Source organism: Bacteroides acidifaciens, from assembly GCF_903181435.1.
Lineage (GTDB): Bacteria > Bacteroidota > Bacteroidia > Bacteroidales > Bacteroidaceae > Bacteroides.
In genome coordinates this window covers 2,688,533-2,702,512 of record NZ_CAEUHO010000001.1, presented here as the reverse complement: position 1 = coordinate 2,702,512, position 13,980 = coordinate 2,688,533, and the positions used below count along the sequence as shown (strand labels likewise).

Genomic DNA, 13,980 nt, shown 5'->3' with positions numbered 1-13,980 from the left:
ATACAGATAACGAGAGATTATGACCCCTTATAACGAACGCGAAGTTCTGAAACTTCTTCAAGAGGAGAGTACCCAGCGGCAAGGATTCGAGATGATTGTGGCGCAGTATAGCGAGCAATTGTATTGGCAAATCCGCCGGATGGTACTGTCGCATGAGGATGCGAACGATCTCCTGCAAAACACGTTCATTAAGGCATGGACAAATATCGATTATTTCCGTGCCGAAGCGAAGATGTCTACTTGGCTCTACCGCATTGCACTGAACGAATGTCTTACTTTCTTGAATAAACAACGCGCCATGACTACCGTAGCTATCGACGACCCGGAAGCAATGGGAGTGCAGAAACTGGAAAGTGACCCGTACTTTTCGGGCGATCAGGTGCAGTTGTGTTTGCAGAAAGCATTGATGACCCTGCCGGAAAAACAACGCATGGTATTCAACCTGAAGTATTATCAGGAAATGAAATACGAAGAGATGTCGGAAGTATTCGGCACGTCGGTCGGCGCATTGAAAGCATCTTATCATCATGCGGTGAAGAAAATAGAGAAGTTTTTAGACGAAATTGATTAAACCTTTTAGAACGTGCAACGTCTAAGGAGAAGAGAGGAGAAAAACGTATGAAAGAAGAAGATACCCTATTGAAGAAACTTGGTAAGGAAAATTCCTTTAAAGTTCCCGATGGCTACTTTGAAAACCTGACTTCGGAAGTGATGAACAAGCTTCCTGAAAAAGAGAAAGTCGTTTTTAAGGAAGAGCCTGTCAGCACATGGACAAGACTGAAACCGTTGCTTTATATGGCAGCCATGTTTGTAGGAGCGGCCTTGATTATCCGGGTAGCGTCGACAGATCATAAATCTGTTGCAGCAGACGAGGTGGCAGTGACAGAAGTAGATACTGAAGTAATCTCTGATGAAATGATTGATGTAGCACTGGATCGTGCCATGCTGGATGATTATTCTTTATATGTTTATTTGAGTGACGCAAGTGTAGAATGATTTATTAAAACCGATTGAATACAGAAAATGAGAAAAGTAATCGCATTAGTCGTTTTGTTATGTGGCTTTATGCCTGTTCTTTGGGCTGCTGATGGATGTGACCAGCATTTATCCCGTGAAGAGTTCAGAGCAAAACAAAAAGCATATATTATTGAACAGGCAAATCTGACAAAAGACGAAGCTGCCAAGTTCTTCCCTGTTTATTTTGAACTTCAGGATAAAAAGAAAAAACTGAATGACGAATCATGGAACTTGATGCGTAAAGGGAAGGATGACAAGACTACGGAAGCCCAATACGAAGAAATCAACGAGAAAGTTGCCAATAACCGTATCGCTGCCGACCAACTTGATAAAACCTACTTGGGTAAGTTCAAGAAGATTCTTTCCAGCAAGAAGATATTTCTTGTGCAACGGGCGGAAATGCGTTTCCATCGGGAGATGATAAAAGGGATGAATCGCGGTAAAGATAAAGGAAATGATTCGAAGAAGAAATAAAGAAAAACAGAGTGTCTATTCATACGAGTTAGACGCTCTGTTTTTTTTAAAATAGTCAGGGGACTTACAGTCCCTTTTTCTTTGCTTCATTCCAAATGGCATCCATCTCTTCAAGAGTCATATCTTTCAGATTCTTTCCCTCTTTGATGGTATGTTCTTCCAGATAATTGAAGCGGCGGATAAACTTCTGGTTGGTACGTTCCAGTGCATTATCGGGGTTAATCTTGTAAAGGCGTGCCGCATTGATAAGGCTGAACATGACATCTCCGAATTCGGCTTCCGCTTTATCCTTATCCATGTTGGCTACCTCATCCTGAAATTCTCCGATTTCTTCCTTCACTTTATCCCATACCTGTTCACGTTCTTCCCAATCGAAGCCTACGTTGCGGGCTTTGTCCTGTATGCGGTACGCTTTGATAAGTGAGGGCAGGGCAGCAGGAACACCGCTCAATACACTCTTATTACCATCTTTTTCTTTTAATTTCAACTGTTCCCAGTTCTCGGATACCTCTCCTGCCGTTTCGGCTTTCACTTCTCCAAATACGTGAGGATGGCGGAAAATCAGTTTGTCGCACAGCTTGTCGCAAACATCTTTAATGTCGAAATCTCCTGTTTCCGAACCTATCTTGGCGTAGAAAGCAACATGCAGCAATACGTCTCCCAATTCTTTGCAAATGTCTTTTTTATCATCTCTCATCAATGCGTCGCAAAGTTCATAAGTCTCTTCTATGGTATTGGGACGCAGGCTCTCATTCGTCTGTTTGCGATCCCAAGGACATTTGACACGCAGTTCGTCGAGGATATCCAGGAAGCGTCCGAAAGCTTCCATCTGTTCTTGTCTGGTATGTGACATAAATCTATTTTTTATTAAAGTTTTCGTATAATCTGTCCATGGTTAGCATCTATTTATATGCAAAGATAAACCAATTGCACAACAAAAGTGCAGTAAAATATAGTTTTCTGCACTTTTGTTGTGCAATTGAACTCGCGTTGCATGATATATTGGGGAATGAGGAGGATTCGGACAGCTTGAGAAATAGTCTGTATAACCACAGACAGCTGTATGGATGATGAATGACGGGGGATGTAGTAAGGGATAATCTTTACCCGGTTATTTTCATCCCTCTGTTAAAATAATATTTTTCTGCTTGATTTTATCTGATTATTGCTACTTTTGTACATAACGCTTTGGAAAGGTATTAAGGCATTTCAAAGGGAGAACCATATATTGGTTATACGAAGGGGCGGGATTGGAATTTCAAACTATAAAAATGGAAAAAGACATGGGAATGGAAGGAATACAGGATAAATATGTGAATCCATATACCGATTTCGGATTCAAGTTGCTTTTTGGTACGGCAATGAATAAGGAATTGTTGATTAGTTTTTTAAATGCACTCTTATTCAAGGAGGAGGTAATCAAGGATGTCACTTATCTTAATGCGGAACATCTTGGGACGCAGGAATATGACCGTCGGGCCGTATTTGATGTATATTGTGAAAATGAGAAGGGTGAGAAGTTCCTGGTTGAGATGCAGCGTGGCGAGCAGCAGTTCTTCAAGGACCGCAGTGTCTTTTATTCCACTTTCCCTATTCGTGAGCAGGCTAAACGTGGGGAATGGGATTATGAGTTGAAAGCTGTCTATGTAGTAGGTATCCTGAATTTTTCCTTTGACAATTCGGATGAGGAGTATTTCCATCATGAGGTGAAGCTTGTAGACCTTTATACACACAAGGTTTTCTATGACAAGCTTACCTTTGTCTATCTTGAGATGCCCAAATTCAATAAGAGTGAGGATGAGTTGGAGAGCATGTTTGATAAGTGGTTGTTTGTTCTGCGTAATCTTGCCTCTCTGCTTGAACGTCCTAGAGCATTGCAGAATAGAGTTTTTGACCGCCTTTTTGAAACTGCGGAAATAGCAAAGTTTACCAAGACCGAACTGAGTGAGTACTGGGACAGTTTGAAAAATTTCCGTGACTGGTATAGTGTTATTTCTACGGCAGAAAAGAAAGGTAGGGAAGAAGGAATGGAAAAAGGAAGAGAAGAAGGAGAGAAAAAGAAAGCCATAGAAGTAGCCCGTTACTTAAAATCATCAGGAACTTCAATAGAGTTAATTGTCGGAGCAACCGGCTTATCTAAAGAGGAAATAGAAATTCTATAGTGTAAATCTTGAATATGTTATTTTTCGTATAATCTGTCCATGATTGGCATTTATTTATATGTAAATATTCACCAATTGTAAAACAAAAGTGCAGGAAACCATAATTCCTGCACTTTTTCAAGCTTTATTTTATTCTTATCAGTTTGATAACTCCATCTGATGCATCGAACGACATATTGTCTCCTTTAATATTCACATTCTGGTAACAGTCTTCGTTGTTTTCGTTTTCTGAATACCAATTATAGAGATGTTCTTTCAATTCTTCTATTGATTCTTGAATGAGTGATTGCCCATAGTTTTTAATAAAACTTTGTGCAAGAGATTCGGATAATCTATCTGCGCCCGGGTAACTAATATCCTCAAAAGTGACTTTTAGAGTCGACAGGTCGTAAGTGAAATAGATGTCACCGGCCAGTATTTCCCATGTACCTTTAATAACACTTTTGTATTGCGCTTTATATTCTTGTCCGTCCTCAACTTCTCCACGTTCAGTGAAGTAGGTTGTCTCTTTTAAGTCTCCTCCGGAAGTATCTCCTTTCACAGGACCAAACTCATAATAGGTTTTCTCTTTGCATCCGTTTTCTTCAACTATGCGGATGCTTTCCCATGTGCCGCATGCTTTCTTTGCCATTTCCATATCGCTGCATGAAGTGCAGAAGATACACAAAAGAGATAATAGAGTGAATGATGTAAGTAAGTTGTTATGTTTCATGATGGTAAAATTTAATTCGTTGTAATGGTAAGTCCGTTGGCATAGCTGACGTTATATACGAAATTGGGAGATATGTTGTGAAAACCATCGAATACAACCTGATATTTTTTATTTCCCAAATTATGAAACTCTTCTATTTGCACTTCGTCATAGGGCAGATAATTGTCGAATATCTCAAACCATTGGCTGTTGCAAACAACTTTGCGTTCTTTGAGACATTCTATCGCTATATGTCCCAAGTCACTTTCGGTAAAATCACTTCTGAAGCTCCTGTTACCGCTTGCGTATGCTCGTAATAGACGGGAAAAGTTTGAGAAATCGAATTGTTGTAATAACCATCGATATTCTTCATTGGAGATTAAGAGTAAATCGTCGTTTACTATCGGGTCTCCGTCGATACCTTCAAGACCAATGCCTCTGTATCCGTTGGTTATAGCTTGTTTCATGTTGTAGCAGAAGGTATAAATGGCATAATAGCAAGAGAAATCGTGTATAATTCGTTCTTTTATTTCCGCATCATTTTCGCCATTGATGCTTTTCCTACTTTCTGGGTAACCTATATTGTCCAATGTATCCACTCCTGCGGTGTCTCCGTCAAGAGTCCAATTGCTGTGTTGAAGTTGAGGCATTTGGAGATGATTGGCAGATTTGAAATAGGTGAGTACAAGCAGAATGGCTACAACTATTATCGACACATTGAGCACAATTTTGTCGGTAGTGGTCAGAGGAGTGGAGGCGTTAGCTGCATTTCCTTTCTTGCACAGCAGGAAGAGTAGCCAAAAGATACCGACTAAGGGGATGAGGACAATCAGAAACCACCATCCGCTTTTTCCAATGTCGTGCAAGCGACGTATACCGATGGCAAGTGAAGGAATGGTGAGAGCCAGTGAGACGATTGTGAATAGCCAACCATAGCCGAGGCTTTCGCCAAATAGTTGGAAGTCAATTCCCAATAAGATGTCTATGCTTGATGCGGCAATAGCTATGACGCTGTAGAACAGGATGTAAAGCCAATACTGCTTTCTTGTGGCCGTTCCGATAAAGTCGGCATATTGCTTGCATACGACACGGGTGAAATAGTGGGATAAGAAAGAGCTCGGCGGGGTCTCTAGGTTCTCGCGGTTTGTGGCTTTCGGCTGTTCTTTCGCTATCGTGGCGCGATGTGACGAAGGTATTGCTTTAGGCGTTAACGGCTCGTGGCAATAAGGACAAGATACACTGTCTTCTTCTATTTGTTCGGCGCAAATAGGGCAGGCAACCATTTTCTTAGCTACCGTTTGCTTTTCTTCCAACCATTCACCGCAGTATTTACATTTTTTGGCTACAGCCAAAATCTCTTCTCCGCAATAAGGGCATTTTTTCGTTTCTCTTTCCATAGTATCTTATTTTTTTTGAAGTGAAGAAATTGTATATAAAACATCTTTTTTCTCATTGACAAAGAATGAAACTTTCACGCTAAACGTTTCTTTTCCTTCATTATTACGGAATTGATAGGTGAAGTTGGTTCCATCTATTCTTTGAATGGTATATTCCCCGATTAATGGGTCGTTATCAGTACGTAATTGTTCCAGATATCTTTTCCCTGCATTTATTTCCGGACTGTTACTATCCGCCATTTCTTGATATACCGTTCCGGTGAATTTGGCACCCAATTTTGTTTTAATTCTATTGTAGGTGTTCAAATCAATTTCTCCTTTGCGTAGTCTTTCTTGTGCTATACGGAGTTTGCTTGCATTAGCTATCATTTCTTTATATACAGGACTGTCAGTCGGCTCCTGCTGTTTTTTAAGTCCTAATTTCTGTTTTATGTATTCCTGGGTTTTAGGTGATTCTTTTTGTATCTCATATTTGTTATTCAGAAAATCCTGTTGGCATAAAAAAGTCATCACGTCTATGCAAAAATGACGTTTTTGTTCGCCATGGTCTTTATTGTTTTTAGCTGGATGGCATACTCCCACTAATTTTCCATTCAGGTAGGCATTTTGGTCTATTACTTGATATTGAGGGAATAGCGAATTTACCTGGTAATGCTCTTCTTTTGGATATGAACGGTCTATTGTTTCCCATTTTCCTTTCTTATCATGCAACCATTCCCATGTTTGGGCGGCCCGAATTAAATATAAAGAGTCAGCTATTCTTTCTTGTACTATTCTTGCGGCATCATTGACCTTTTGGATGGAGTCTGCACTTTTTTGCTCTAACTCTTTCTTGCTAATAGCAATTTCTATTTCTACTTTGATTTTTTCGAATTCTTTTGATTTGGCTTTTAAACTTTCCATTGATTCACCTAAGTAAATAGTTGGAAATTTATATTCGAAATCTTCTAATTTATGTGTTTTGCAGATTCTTAGAAGTGAATCTCTCGTATTTTGTAATTTTTGAGAGAATACTTCTGTCTTGTTTTTCTTTGCCTTGACGAATTTTGACAAGTCTACTATTTGTGCGCTTGTTTTACATATTCCTGTACAGAGGAATAGGCATATTAATAGAAATTTTCCCATAGTTACCAGTATCTTAACCAAAACTCGTTAAACAAATCGCTTTCCGAATCTTGCTGTTCATAATCATTTAAATCTCCCAAGCAGAATGGAGTATATCCGTTCTCTTTACATTCCTTTGTAAGCATAGCCGGCATCTCATCCAAGGCGGTGATTAGTATATAATGCCTTTTGGCATCAGGCATATACTCTTCACATACTTGGTCGAAAATGACCTTGTATCTTGCTAATTGATTATGGTGAGTCGGTGTATATGCTTTGTTCTCAATCAAAACAGCATGAAATTCTTCTTTTCCATTACATGTAATCCGTATGTTTGCCCAAAGGTCGATGTATTTCCATTGTTTCCAAGTCTCGACAGAGATGACTTGCACGTCGTCTGTCATTGCGATGCCAATCAGTTTGCCGAGAATCTTTCTACAATATTGATAAAGGACAGGTTTCTCTCCACTGTATTGCTGCATAGATCTACGTAAAGTCCATGAAAGAATAAAGTCTATCATGGTTTCTTTCTGGGAATCTCCTTCAGAGGAATCTTTCATTAATAATGATACTTTTTCCATATTTATATAGTTTAAAATGAATGTATGGGTATAAAAAAAGAGCGTAAACTAACTTTTATCCTTATTTATTCGCTTAGGCTCTCGCATTGCCTGAATCTCAAATAAGGTAAAAGCAGTCCACGCCCTATTCGGGTGTGAACGCTACTTTAACCTACTATCCCTGAGATTCATTTTAAATTTGCGAGATTTAAGCGAATGGGATAATACGTCTTAACGTTCAATCAATATGTCTGAAAATCTTCGTTCTCTGTTTCTTACTACTTGTTTTAATGGTTGTACATCGCAAAACTAAGAAACATTTTTTAGAATTGAAAGAATCTTATCAGAAAATATGACCGGACTGCTTTAATATTTACTAATGAATACTTATTTCGATACAACTATGATGATACTTATTCATATAGTTGATGCATTTTTTGAATAGTTGTTCCAATCTGAATTCTGAACCATTGAGGCTCCAAGACTTCTACAAAATCTCCATGTGATAAGATGGCTTGGCAGAAATCATAAGTAGGGCGCAATCTATAAGTAAAAATGGAATAGTTACTGTGTGTTTCACTTTCTTTTTGAGAATGATGCAGCGGGAGAGAACGGAAGTATTTGCATTGATTTCCATATACTTTTATGCTGATTTTTTCTATGTCATATTCTTCATCAACAATAACCCCGAAACTATTATCGAAGTAGGCTTTAGGATTAAAAGTTTGAGGATACTCGAACGGTAAGTCTGTTTGTTCCATTTCGAGTATCCGGTCGAGGGAGTAAATCAATATTTTGTCATAATACGGACTTCTTGCTGCCACATACCAACGTTGTTTGAAGGCCTTTATACAATAAGGTTCAATTTGAAATGTATATGATTTATCCTGCCAATGACCTTGATACGTTATTTCCAATGTTATATGATTATCAATAGCTTCAATGATTGGTACCAAATACTGTTCTCCTGAAGGATATTCTTCCGGTAGTATTTTATCTCTTAATTTATGGCTTTCGTTAAGGACTGTATTGACTGCAAATATATTTAACAGCCATTTTCTGAGTCCTTCCTTTTTGAGTTCTTCGGTGTTTTCTATATAATAATTGCATCCGTTGTGTCTATCGCATTCTATATTTATGTCGAATAGTTCTTCAATGGCTTTCCGGTGATTGTGAAAAGTTCTATTTGGAATTTCCTCTCCGTTACTCATTTCACATCGCAGCCATTTACGGTTAATTTCATCTAATGTGATTGTTCCAGCCCGATAGATTGTATCTACTAGCCAGAGATATCTATTAAAAAGATCTTTTGCCATAAAGAAATTAGTTTTCCGTTTTATATTAGTGCTGCAAATATCATGAAGCGATGTGCCAAAATAAGGCACAATCTAAATTTATTTGTTTTTCCACTTCCGATAAGAAATCAGCAGCCCCACCACTTCCGAATAGTTCTGCCGACCGCTTTCTATCTTATTCCCTTTCAGATAAAGATCATATATCCAATCCTGTACCGCTCCTACTACCGGGCTGTATTTTGCTGACCAATACGTTTGATTATCTTTTGCCAGTTGGATGATTTCCGGGCGGATACGATTGAAAAGCCGCGTATATTCTTCTTCGGAAAGCAGTCTTTGCGCATTCCTCAGTACATGGCCAAGCACTGAGAAATAACCGGAGAAACGAATACCTATAGCTTGGGAACGGGTACAAACCTGATAAGCATAGAAATTGGCTTCCGCTTCGCTTGTAATACCCAGCAGATGCGCCAGTTCGTGAGCATAAGTGGCCGGATAGTTAGCGGGAAGCAAATCTCCGTTCAAAGTAAACTCACAGAAGAAAGGCCCCATGCTGCCGGTCACGCCCACCATTGAAATAAACGGGGTAAACAGCATCGTCTTTACTTTAGGAGATTCGTGTGGCGGACGGTGCACACGAAGGCTGTCGCTTAGCTGATTGTATAGCCGTACGGTTTCTTCACATACCCAATCCTGATTGATACTATTCACCGGAGTATAGGAACGATTGAGTTGCGTGATATAATCATTCACAAACTCTTTAAAATTCTCCGGCGTATAGGCTGTATAAGGAATCTCAGTTCGCTGATAAAAGTTCTTTTGAGAATAATTTAGCCCCCAGGCAAGATAGAACCACACGTAAATCCATAACAGGTATTCTCCGTCTTGTAGCAAGACTCTTTTCCAAGGCAGTTTCTTACGAAAATGGCCGTAAATAGGATAAACGATAACCCCTACGATACTGAGGAAGATAAATAAATCTCCTATCGCAAAAGGGAATAGATTGGAAATAGCTGATAAACCATAGGAAATAAAGGGGTAGATTGTTTGAGAATATACGGTTGCCAAGGCAGGAATCAACTGCGTCATCCATACTAAAAGCAGTAATACTCCCAATACTATATGTCTATTTTTCAACCACCGTTTCATCATTCATTCAGATTTTGGTCAACAAAAATATGTATTTAATAGACATTATGCGAAAAAATACCTCTCTATTTTATCCAAAAACTGTTAACTCCATTTTTCTTATATTACCTGATATGAAAGGTTGCTTTTACTATAAACCATATAAAAGATAGCCGTAACAGAAGAATCAAGCCTGAGGGTGGTAAGATTTGAATTTAAATTATTAATTTTGCACCCGTTATTTTTGAATATACAATCTATCATATACATAAAACAATATGGAATTAGCAAGTAAGTACAATCCCGCTGACGTGGAGGGAAAGTGGTACCAGTATTGGCTGGACAATCATTTATTCAGTTCGAAACCCGATGGTCGTGAACCTTACACCATCGTCATTCCGCCCCCTAACGTCACTGGTGTGTTGCACATGGGACACATGCTTAATAATACCATCCAGGATATTTTGGTTCGCCGCGCCCGTATGGAAGGCAAGAATGCCTGCTGGGTGCCGGGGACTGACCATGCATCTATCGCCACTGAAGCGAAAGTCGTAAACAAACTCGCAGCCCAGGGCATCAAGAAAACCGATTTGACTCGTGACGAGTTCCTGAAACATGCTTGGGACTGGACAGACGAACATGGCGGCATCATCCTGAAACAGCTCCGCAAACTCGGTGCGTCCTGCGACTGGGATCGTACAGCCTTCACTATGGACGAGAAACGTAGCGAGAGCGTACTTAAAGTTTTTGTAGACCTGTTTAACAAAGGATTAATCTATCGTGGTGTCCGCATGGTAAACTGGGATCCGAAAGCACTGACCGCCCTTTCTGACGAGGAAGTTATCTACAAGGAAGAGCATGGCAAACTGTATTATCTCCGTTACAAAGTAGAAGGTGATGCAGAAGGCCGTTATGCGGTAGTGGCAACTACCCGTCCCGAAACAATCATGGGAGATACGGCAATGTGTATCAACCCGAACGACCCGAAGAATGCATGGCTGAAAGGAAAGAAAGTAATCGTTCCGTTGGTGAACCGTGCCATCCCGGTGATTGAAGACGACTATGTAGACATCGAATTTGGTACCGGTTGCCTGAAAGTGACTCCGGCTCACGATGTAAACGACTATATGTTGGGTGAAAAATACAATCTGCCTAGCATCGACATCTTCAACGATAACGGTACATTGAGCGAAGCTGCCGGCATGTATATCGGAATGGATCGTTTCGATGTCCGTAAGCAAATCGAAAAAGACTTGGAAGCCGCCGGCTTGTTGGAAAAGACAGAAGCTTATACAAATAAGGTAGGATATTCCGAACGTACCAATGTCGTGATTGAACCGAAACTGTCCATGCAGTGGTTCCTCAAGATGCAGCATCTTGCAGATATGGCACTGCCGCCTGTAATGAACGACGAACTGAAGTTCTACCCGGCAAAATATAAGAATACTTATCGTCACTGGATGGAGAACATCAAAGATTGGTGTATCAGCCGCCAGTTGTGGTGGGGGCACCGTATTCCTGCTTACTTCCTGCCCGAAGGTGGCTATGTAGTGGCCGTTACTCCCGAAGAAGCATTGGCAAAAGCCAAAGAAAAGACAGGTAACGCAGCTCTGACAATGGACGATCTGCGTCAGGATGAAGACTGTCTGGATACCTGGTTCTCTTCCTGGCTGTGGCCAATTTCTCTGTTCGACGGAATCAACAACCCGGGCAACGAAGAAATCAAATACTATTATCCGACAAGTGACTTGGTGACAGGACCGGATATTATCTTCTTCTGGGTAGCCCGCATGATTATGGCAGGTTATGAATACGAAGGACAGATGCCGTTCAAGAACGTTTACTTCACAGGTATCGTTCGTGACAAACAGGGACGTAAGATGTCCAAGTCGCTTGGCAACTCTCCCGACCCGTTGGAACTGATTGAAAAGTACGGTGCCGACGGTGTACGTATGGGTATGATGCTTTCGGCACCTGCCGGAAACGACATCCTTTTTGACGATGCGCTTTGCGAGCAGGGACGTAACTTCTGCAACAAGATATGGAATGCTTTCCGTCTGATTAAAGGCTGGACAGTTGACGATAGCCTTCAAGCTACAGAAGCGGCAAAACTGGCTACCCACTGGTTCGAGTCCAAACAGAACGAAGTAGCGGCAGAAGTGGCAGACTTGTTCAAGAAGTACCGCTTGAGTGAAGCATTGATGGCTGTATATAAATTATTCTGGGATGAATTCTCTTCCTGGTATCTGGAAATGATTAAGCCTGCTTACGGACAAGGTATCGACCGTGCCACCTATAACGCTACCCTCTGTTATTTGGATAACTTGCTGCATCTTCTCCATCCGTTTATGCCGTTTATCACCGAAGAGTTATGGCAACAGATGACGGAACGCAATGCAGAAGAGGGAGAAAGTCTGATGGTGAGTGCTTTAAATATGGATACATCTGTTGATACCAACGATGTTGCACAGTTTGAAGTAGTGAAAGATATCATCAGTAATATCCGCAGCATCCGTCTCCAGAAGAATATAGCACAGAAAGAAGCGCTTGAGTTGCAAATATTGGGTGAGAACCCGGTTGCGGAATTCAATGCGGTTATTCGGAAGATGTGTAATCTCTCTTCTATCGAGGTGGTTGAAAATAAGGCGGAAGGAGCCGCTTCTTTCATGGTCGGTACAACTGAGTTTGCCGTACCTTTGGGCAATATGATTGATGTAGAAGCGGAAATCGCCCGTATGGAAGCCGAATTGAAACACAAAGAAGGTTTCTTGCAAGGCGTATTGAAGAAACTCAGCAACGAGAAGTTTGTTAATAATGCTCCGGCAGCCGTTATCGAAATGGAGCGCAAGAAACAGGCGGATGCTGAGAGTATCATCAAGTCTTTGAAAGAAAGCATTGCCGCTTTGAAGAAAGCGTAAGTGAGTTGATTGTACATAAGAGCAAATAGTGAATGCACCCTTCGGGGTGCATTTTTTTGTATCTGAGGTTTCCTGTTGCCGTTTCGCAAGGTATTAATAGAAGTGCCGTCATTTGTTAATAGAAAACTTCCGTTCTATTAATAGAAAAGTTGTTGATGTCTGCATCTAAAGTTGTTTTTGCTTTATTTCAAACTATAATTGCAAGCTTTGTTTTTATAAATGCAATTTGCGTTTATAAAAACAAAGCTTGCAATTATATAATCAGAAGTTGCGTTTATAGTTTGCGTTAGGTCAAGATGAAGTTTACAATGAATGAAAAGGAAGTTTACTCTTAATGCAATGAAAGTTATTCGTTAATACTTGAAGAGACAGGTAGCGGTAAGTTGTAAGGCAAGTACTTTAAGTTGTGTCTGTATCTGTTACAGTTTGTGTGAGGATAATAGCTGAATAATTGTTGTATTAATGGTTTTTTATTTGATTTGTGTTAATAATGTGTAATATAAATGTGAATATATTTAGAATTTGTTTATTTTAAGAACAAATTCTAAATATAATGCTTATGAAAACAAAATTAATTTTAGTTGCATTCTTATTAGGTATAGGTATATTGGCATCTTGTTCTTTAGAAGAGAGTTCGTTTGTTCAAAATGAGACGGAATTTTCGGAAGATGATTTTGTATCACATGTGGAGTTTTATGACTTGTTATCTGTAGTCAAAACAAGGACTAATCCAACGATGCCTCCAAATGCAAAGACAAAAGGATTATTACGTGCAAGAATTGCACGTAAAAGCAGAGGATGTAATAGTGGCTTCGGATTATGTGATTTCAAATTACTTCCTAAAAGTACTTCTATGATTGCATTGGAGCAAACAACGGCTTCTGACGAATATGTGTTTGAGGTTGTGTTGGATGAAAGCTCTAATAGTTATAAAGCCAATTTATTGTTAGCTCATCCTTTGCCGGAAGGATTTGCAGAAGAAGTATCATCGTTAAAAATTGATGACGATATATATTGGATTAAAGATGAAGAAACTATGGCTGAAATAAATGAAATTATGGCTATTTCTTCTAATAGTGAGGTCCTTTATGATGAATGTCAAACAGAACTTTTTTCTGCAGATGTTTATGCAGTTTCTACAGAGAATGTTCTATATGATTCAACTCTTGGTGAATATGGTGGTTATCAGATTGAATTAGTTGATAATGTTGAATTAGTAAATGAAATTGAATAG

The 13,980-nt window shown here is 39.8% G+C and carries 13 protein-coding genes; 6 read left to right on the top strand and 7 right to left on the bottom strand.

Features of this window, described 5'->3' with window-relative positions:
* Nucleotides 1–19: 19 nt before the first annotated feature.
* From CLIN57ABFB40_RS11440 to CLIN57ABFB40_RS11430, 3 genes are read left to right on the top strand one after another with little or no spacing between them, the layout of a single operon-like run.
* Nucleotides 20–571 carry an RNA polymerase sigma factor gene (locus CLIN57ABFB40_RS11440; RefSeq protein ID WP_175630162.1) on the top strand — a complete coding sequence of 184 codons (552 nt, stop codon included), beginning with the start codon at nt 20–22 and terminating at the stop codon, nt 569–571.
* Nucleotides 572–618: 47 nt separating this feature from the next.
* Nucleotides 619–996, top strand: coding sequence for a hypothetical protein (locus CLIN57ABFB40_RS11435; RefSeq protein ID WP_175630161.1), 378 nt, complete (start codon nt 619–621; stop codon nt 994–996).
* A 27-nt stretch (nt 997–1,023) separates the two neighbouring features.
* The gene (locus tag CLIN57ABFB40_RS11430; protein WP_175630160.1) at nt 1,024–1,491 is read left to right on the top strand and encodes a hypothetical protein; all 468 of its coding nucleotides are present in this window, start codon (nt 1,024–1,026) and stop codon (nt 1,489–1,491) included.
* Nucleotides 1,492–1,555: 64 nt separating this feature from the next.
* Here CLIN57ABFB40_RS11430 and mazG read toward each other — a convergent pair whose 3' ends face one another.
* Complete coding sequence (gene mazG / locus CLIN57ABFB40_RS11425) at nt 1,556–2,344, bottom strand: nucleoside triphosphate pyrophosphohydrolase (protein WP_175630159.1); 789 nt, start codon at nt 2,342–2,344, stop codon at nt 1,556–1,558.
* Nucleotides 2,345–2,774: 430 nt separating this feature from the next.
* On the opposite strand from mazG, the gene CLIN57ABFB40_RS11420 reads away from it, so the two are divergent.
* Nucleotides 2,775–3,653: an Rpn family recombination-promoting nuclease/putative transposase gene (locus CLIN57ABFB40_RS11420; protein ID WP_175630376.1), complete on the top strand. Its 879-nt coding sequence runs from the start codon at nt 2,775–2,777 to the stop codon at nt 3,651–3,653.
* 124 nt (nt 3,654–3,777) lie between these two features.
* Here the strand turns inward: CLIN57ABFB40_RS11420 and CLIN57ABFB40_RS11415 are convergent, their stop codons facing one another.
* The 6 genes from CLIN57ABFB40_RS11415 to CLIN57ABFB40_RS11390 all read right to left on the bottom strand — a co-directional run bounded on the left by CLIN57ABFB40_RS11415 (nt 3,778) and on the right by CLIN57ABFB40_RS11390 (nt 9,852).
* Nucleotides 3,778–4,365 (bottom strand): hypothetical protein, encoded by a 588-nt coding sequence (locus CLIN57ABFB40_RS11415; protein ID WP_175630158.1) that lies wholly within the window; start codon nt 4,363–4,365, stop codon nt 3,778–3,780.
* Between the two features lie 11 nt (nt 4,366–4,376).
* Nucleotides 4,377–5,741, bottom strand: coding sequence for a DUF805 domain-containing protein (locus CLIN57ABFB40_RS11410; protein WP_175630157.1), 1,365 nt, complete (start codon nt 5,739–5,741; stop codon nt 4,377–4,379).
* A gap of 6 nt (nt 5,742–5,747) precedes the next feature.
* A complete protein-coding gene (locus tag CLIN57ABFB40_RS11405) occupies nt 5,748–6,866 on the bottom strand; it encodes a hypothetical protein (RefSeq protein ID WP_175630156.1) in 1,119 nt (372 codons plus the stop codon).
* A 2-nt stretch (nt 6,867–6,868) separates the two neighbouring features.
* Nucleotides 6,869–7,426, bottom strand: coding sequence for a PD-(D/E)XK nuclease family protein (locus CLIN57ABFB40_RS11400; protein ID WP_175630155.1), 558 nt, complete (start codon nt 7,424–7,426; stop codon nt 6,869–6,871).
* A gap of 392 nt (nt 7,427–7,818) precedes the next feature.
* A complete protein-coding gene (locus CLIN57ABFB40_RS11395; RefSeq protein WP_175630154.1) occupies nt 7,819–8,721 on the bottom strand; it encodes a helix-turn-helix transcriptional regulator in 903 nt (300 codons plus the stop codon).
* Nucleotides 8,722–8,799: 78 nt separating this feature from the next.
* Complete coding sequence (locus CLIN57ABFB40_RS11390; protein WP_175630153.1) at nt 8,800–9,852, bottom strand: DUF3810 domain-containing protein; 1,053 nt, start codon at nt 9,850–9,852, stop codon at nt 8,800–8,802.
* A gap of 254 nt (nt 9,853–10,106) precedes the next feature.
* Here CLIN57ABFB40_RS11390 and CLIN57ABFB40_RS11385 point away from each other — a divergent pair, with 254 nt between their 5' ends.
* Both CLIN57ABFB40_RS11385 and CLIN57ABFB40_RS11380 read left to right on the top strand, forming a co-directional pair.
* Nucleotides 10,107–12,746 (top strand): valine--tRNA ligase, encoded by a 2,640-nt coding sequence (locus CLIN57ABFB40_RS11385; RefSeq protein WP_175630152.1) that lies wholly within the window; start codon nt 10,107–10,109, stop codon nt 12,744–12,746.
* A 559-nt stretch (nt 12,747–13,305) separates the two neighbouring features.
* Nucleotides 13,306–13,980 carry a hypothetical protein gene (locus CLIN57ABFB40_RS11380; protein ID WP_175630151.1) on the top strand — a complete coding sequence of 225 codons (675 nt, stop codon included), beginning with the start codon at nt 13,306–13,308 and terminating at the stop codon, nt 13,978–13,980.

Excerpts from the sequence above, each read along its gene's own strand:
- CLIN57ABFB40_RS11405 (WP_175630156.1), bottom strand. The coding sequence starts at position 6,866 with ATGGGAAAATTTCTATTAATATGCCTATTCCTCTGTACAGGAATATGT.
- CLIN57ABFB40_RS11435 (WP_175630161.1), top strand. The coding sequence starts at position 619 with ATGAAAGAAGAAGATACCCTATTGAAGAAACTTGGTAAGGAAAATTCC.
- CLIN57ABFB40_RS11395 (WP_175630154.1), bottom strand. The coding sequence starts at position 8,721 with ATGGCAAAAGATCTTTTTAATAGATATCTCTGGCTAGTAGATACAATC.
- CLIN57ABFB40_RS11410 (WP_175630157.1), bottom strand. The coding sequence starts at position 5,741 with ATGGAAAGAGAAACGAAAAAATGCCCTTATTGCGGAGAAGAGATTTTG.
- CLIN57ABFB40_RS11390 (WP_175630153.1), bottom strand. The coding sequence starts at position 9,852 with ATGATGAAACGGTGGTTGAAAAATAGACATATAGTATTGGGAGTATTA.
- CLIN57ABFB40_RS11380 (WP_175630151.1), top strand. The coding sequence starts at position 13,306 with ATGAAAACAAAATTAATTTTAGTTGCATTCTTATTAGGTATAGGTATA.
- CLIN57ABFB40_RS11400 (WP_175630155.1), bottom strand. The coding sequence starts at position 7,426 with ATGGAAAAAGTATCATTATTAATGAAAGATTCCTCTGAAGGAGATTCC.
- CLIN57ABFB40_RS11385 (WP_175630152.1), top strand. The coding sequence starts at position 10,107 with ATGGAATTAGCAAGTAAGTACAATCCCGCTGACGTGGAGGGAAAGTGG.
- mazG (WP_175630159.1), bottom strand. The coding sequence starts at position 2,344 with ATGTCACATACCAGACAAGAACAGATGGAAGCTTTCGGACGCTTCCTG.
- CLIN57ABFB40_RS11430 (WP_175630160.1), top strand. The coding sequence starts at position 1,024 with ATGAGAAAAGTAATCGCATTAGTCGTTTTGTTATGTGGCTTTATGCCT.
- CLIN57ABFB40_RS11415 (WP_175630158.1), bottom strand. The coding sequence starts at position 4,365 with ATGAAACATAACAACTTACTTACATCATTCACTCTATTATCTCTTTTG.
- CLIN57ABFB40_RS11440 (WP_175630162.1), top strand. The coding sequence starts at position 20 with ATGACCCCTTATAACGAACGCGAAGTTCTGAAACTTCTTCAAGAGGAG.
- CLIN57ABFB40_RS11420 (WP_175630376.1), top strand. The coding sequence starts at position 2,775 with ATGGGAATGGAAGGAATACAGGATAAATATGTGAATCCATATACCGAT.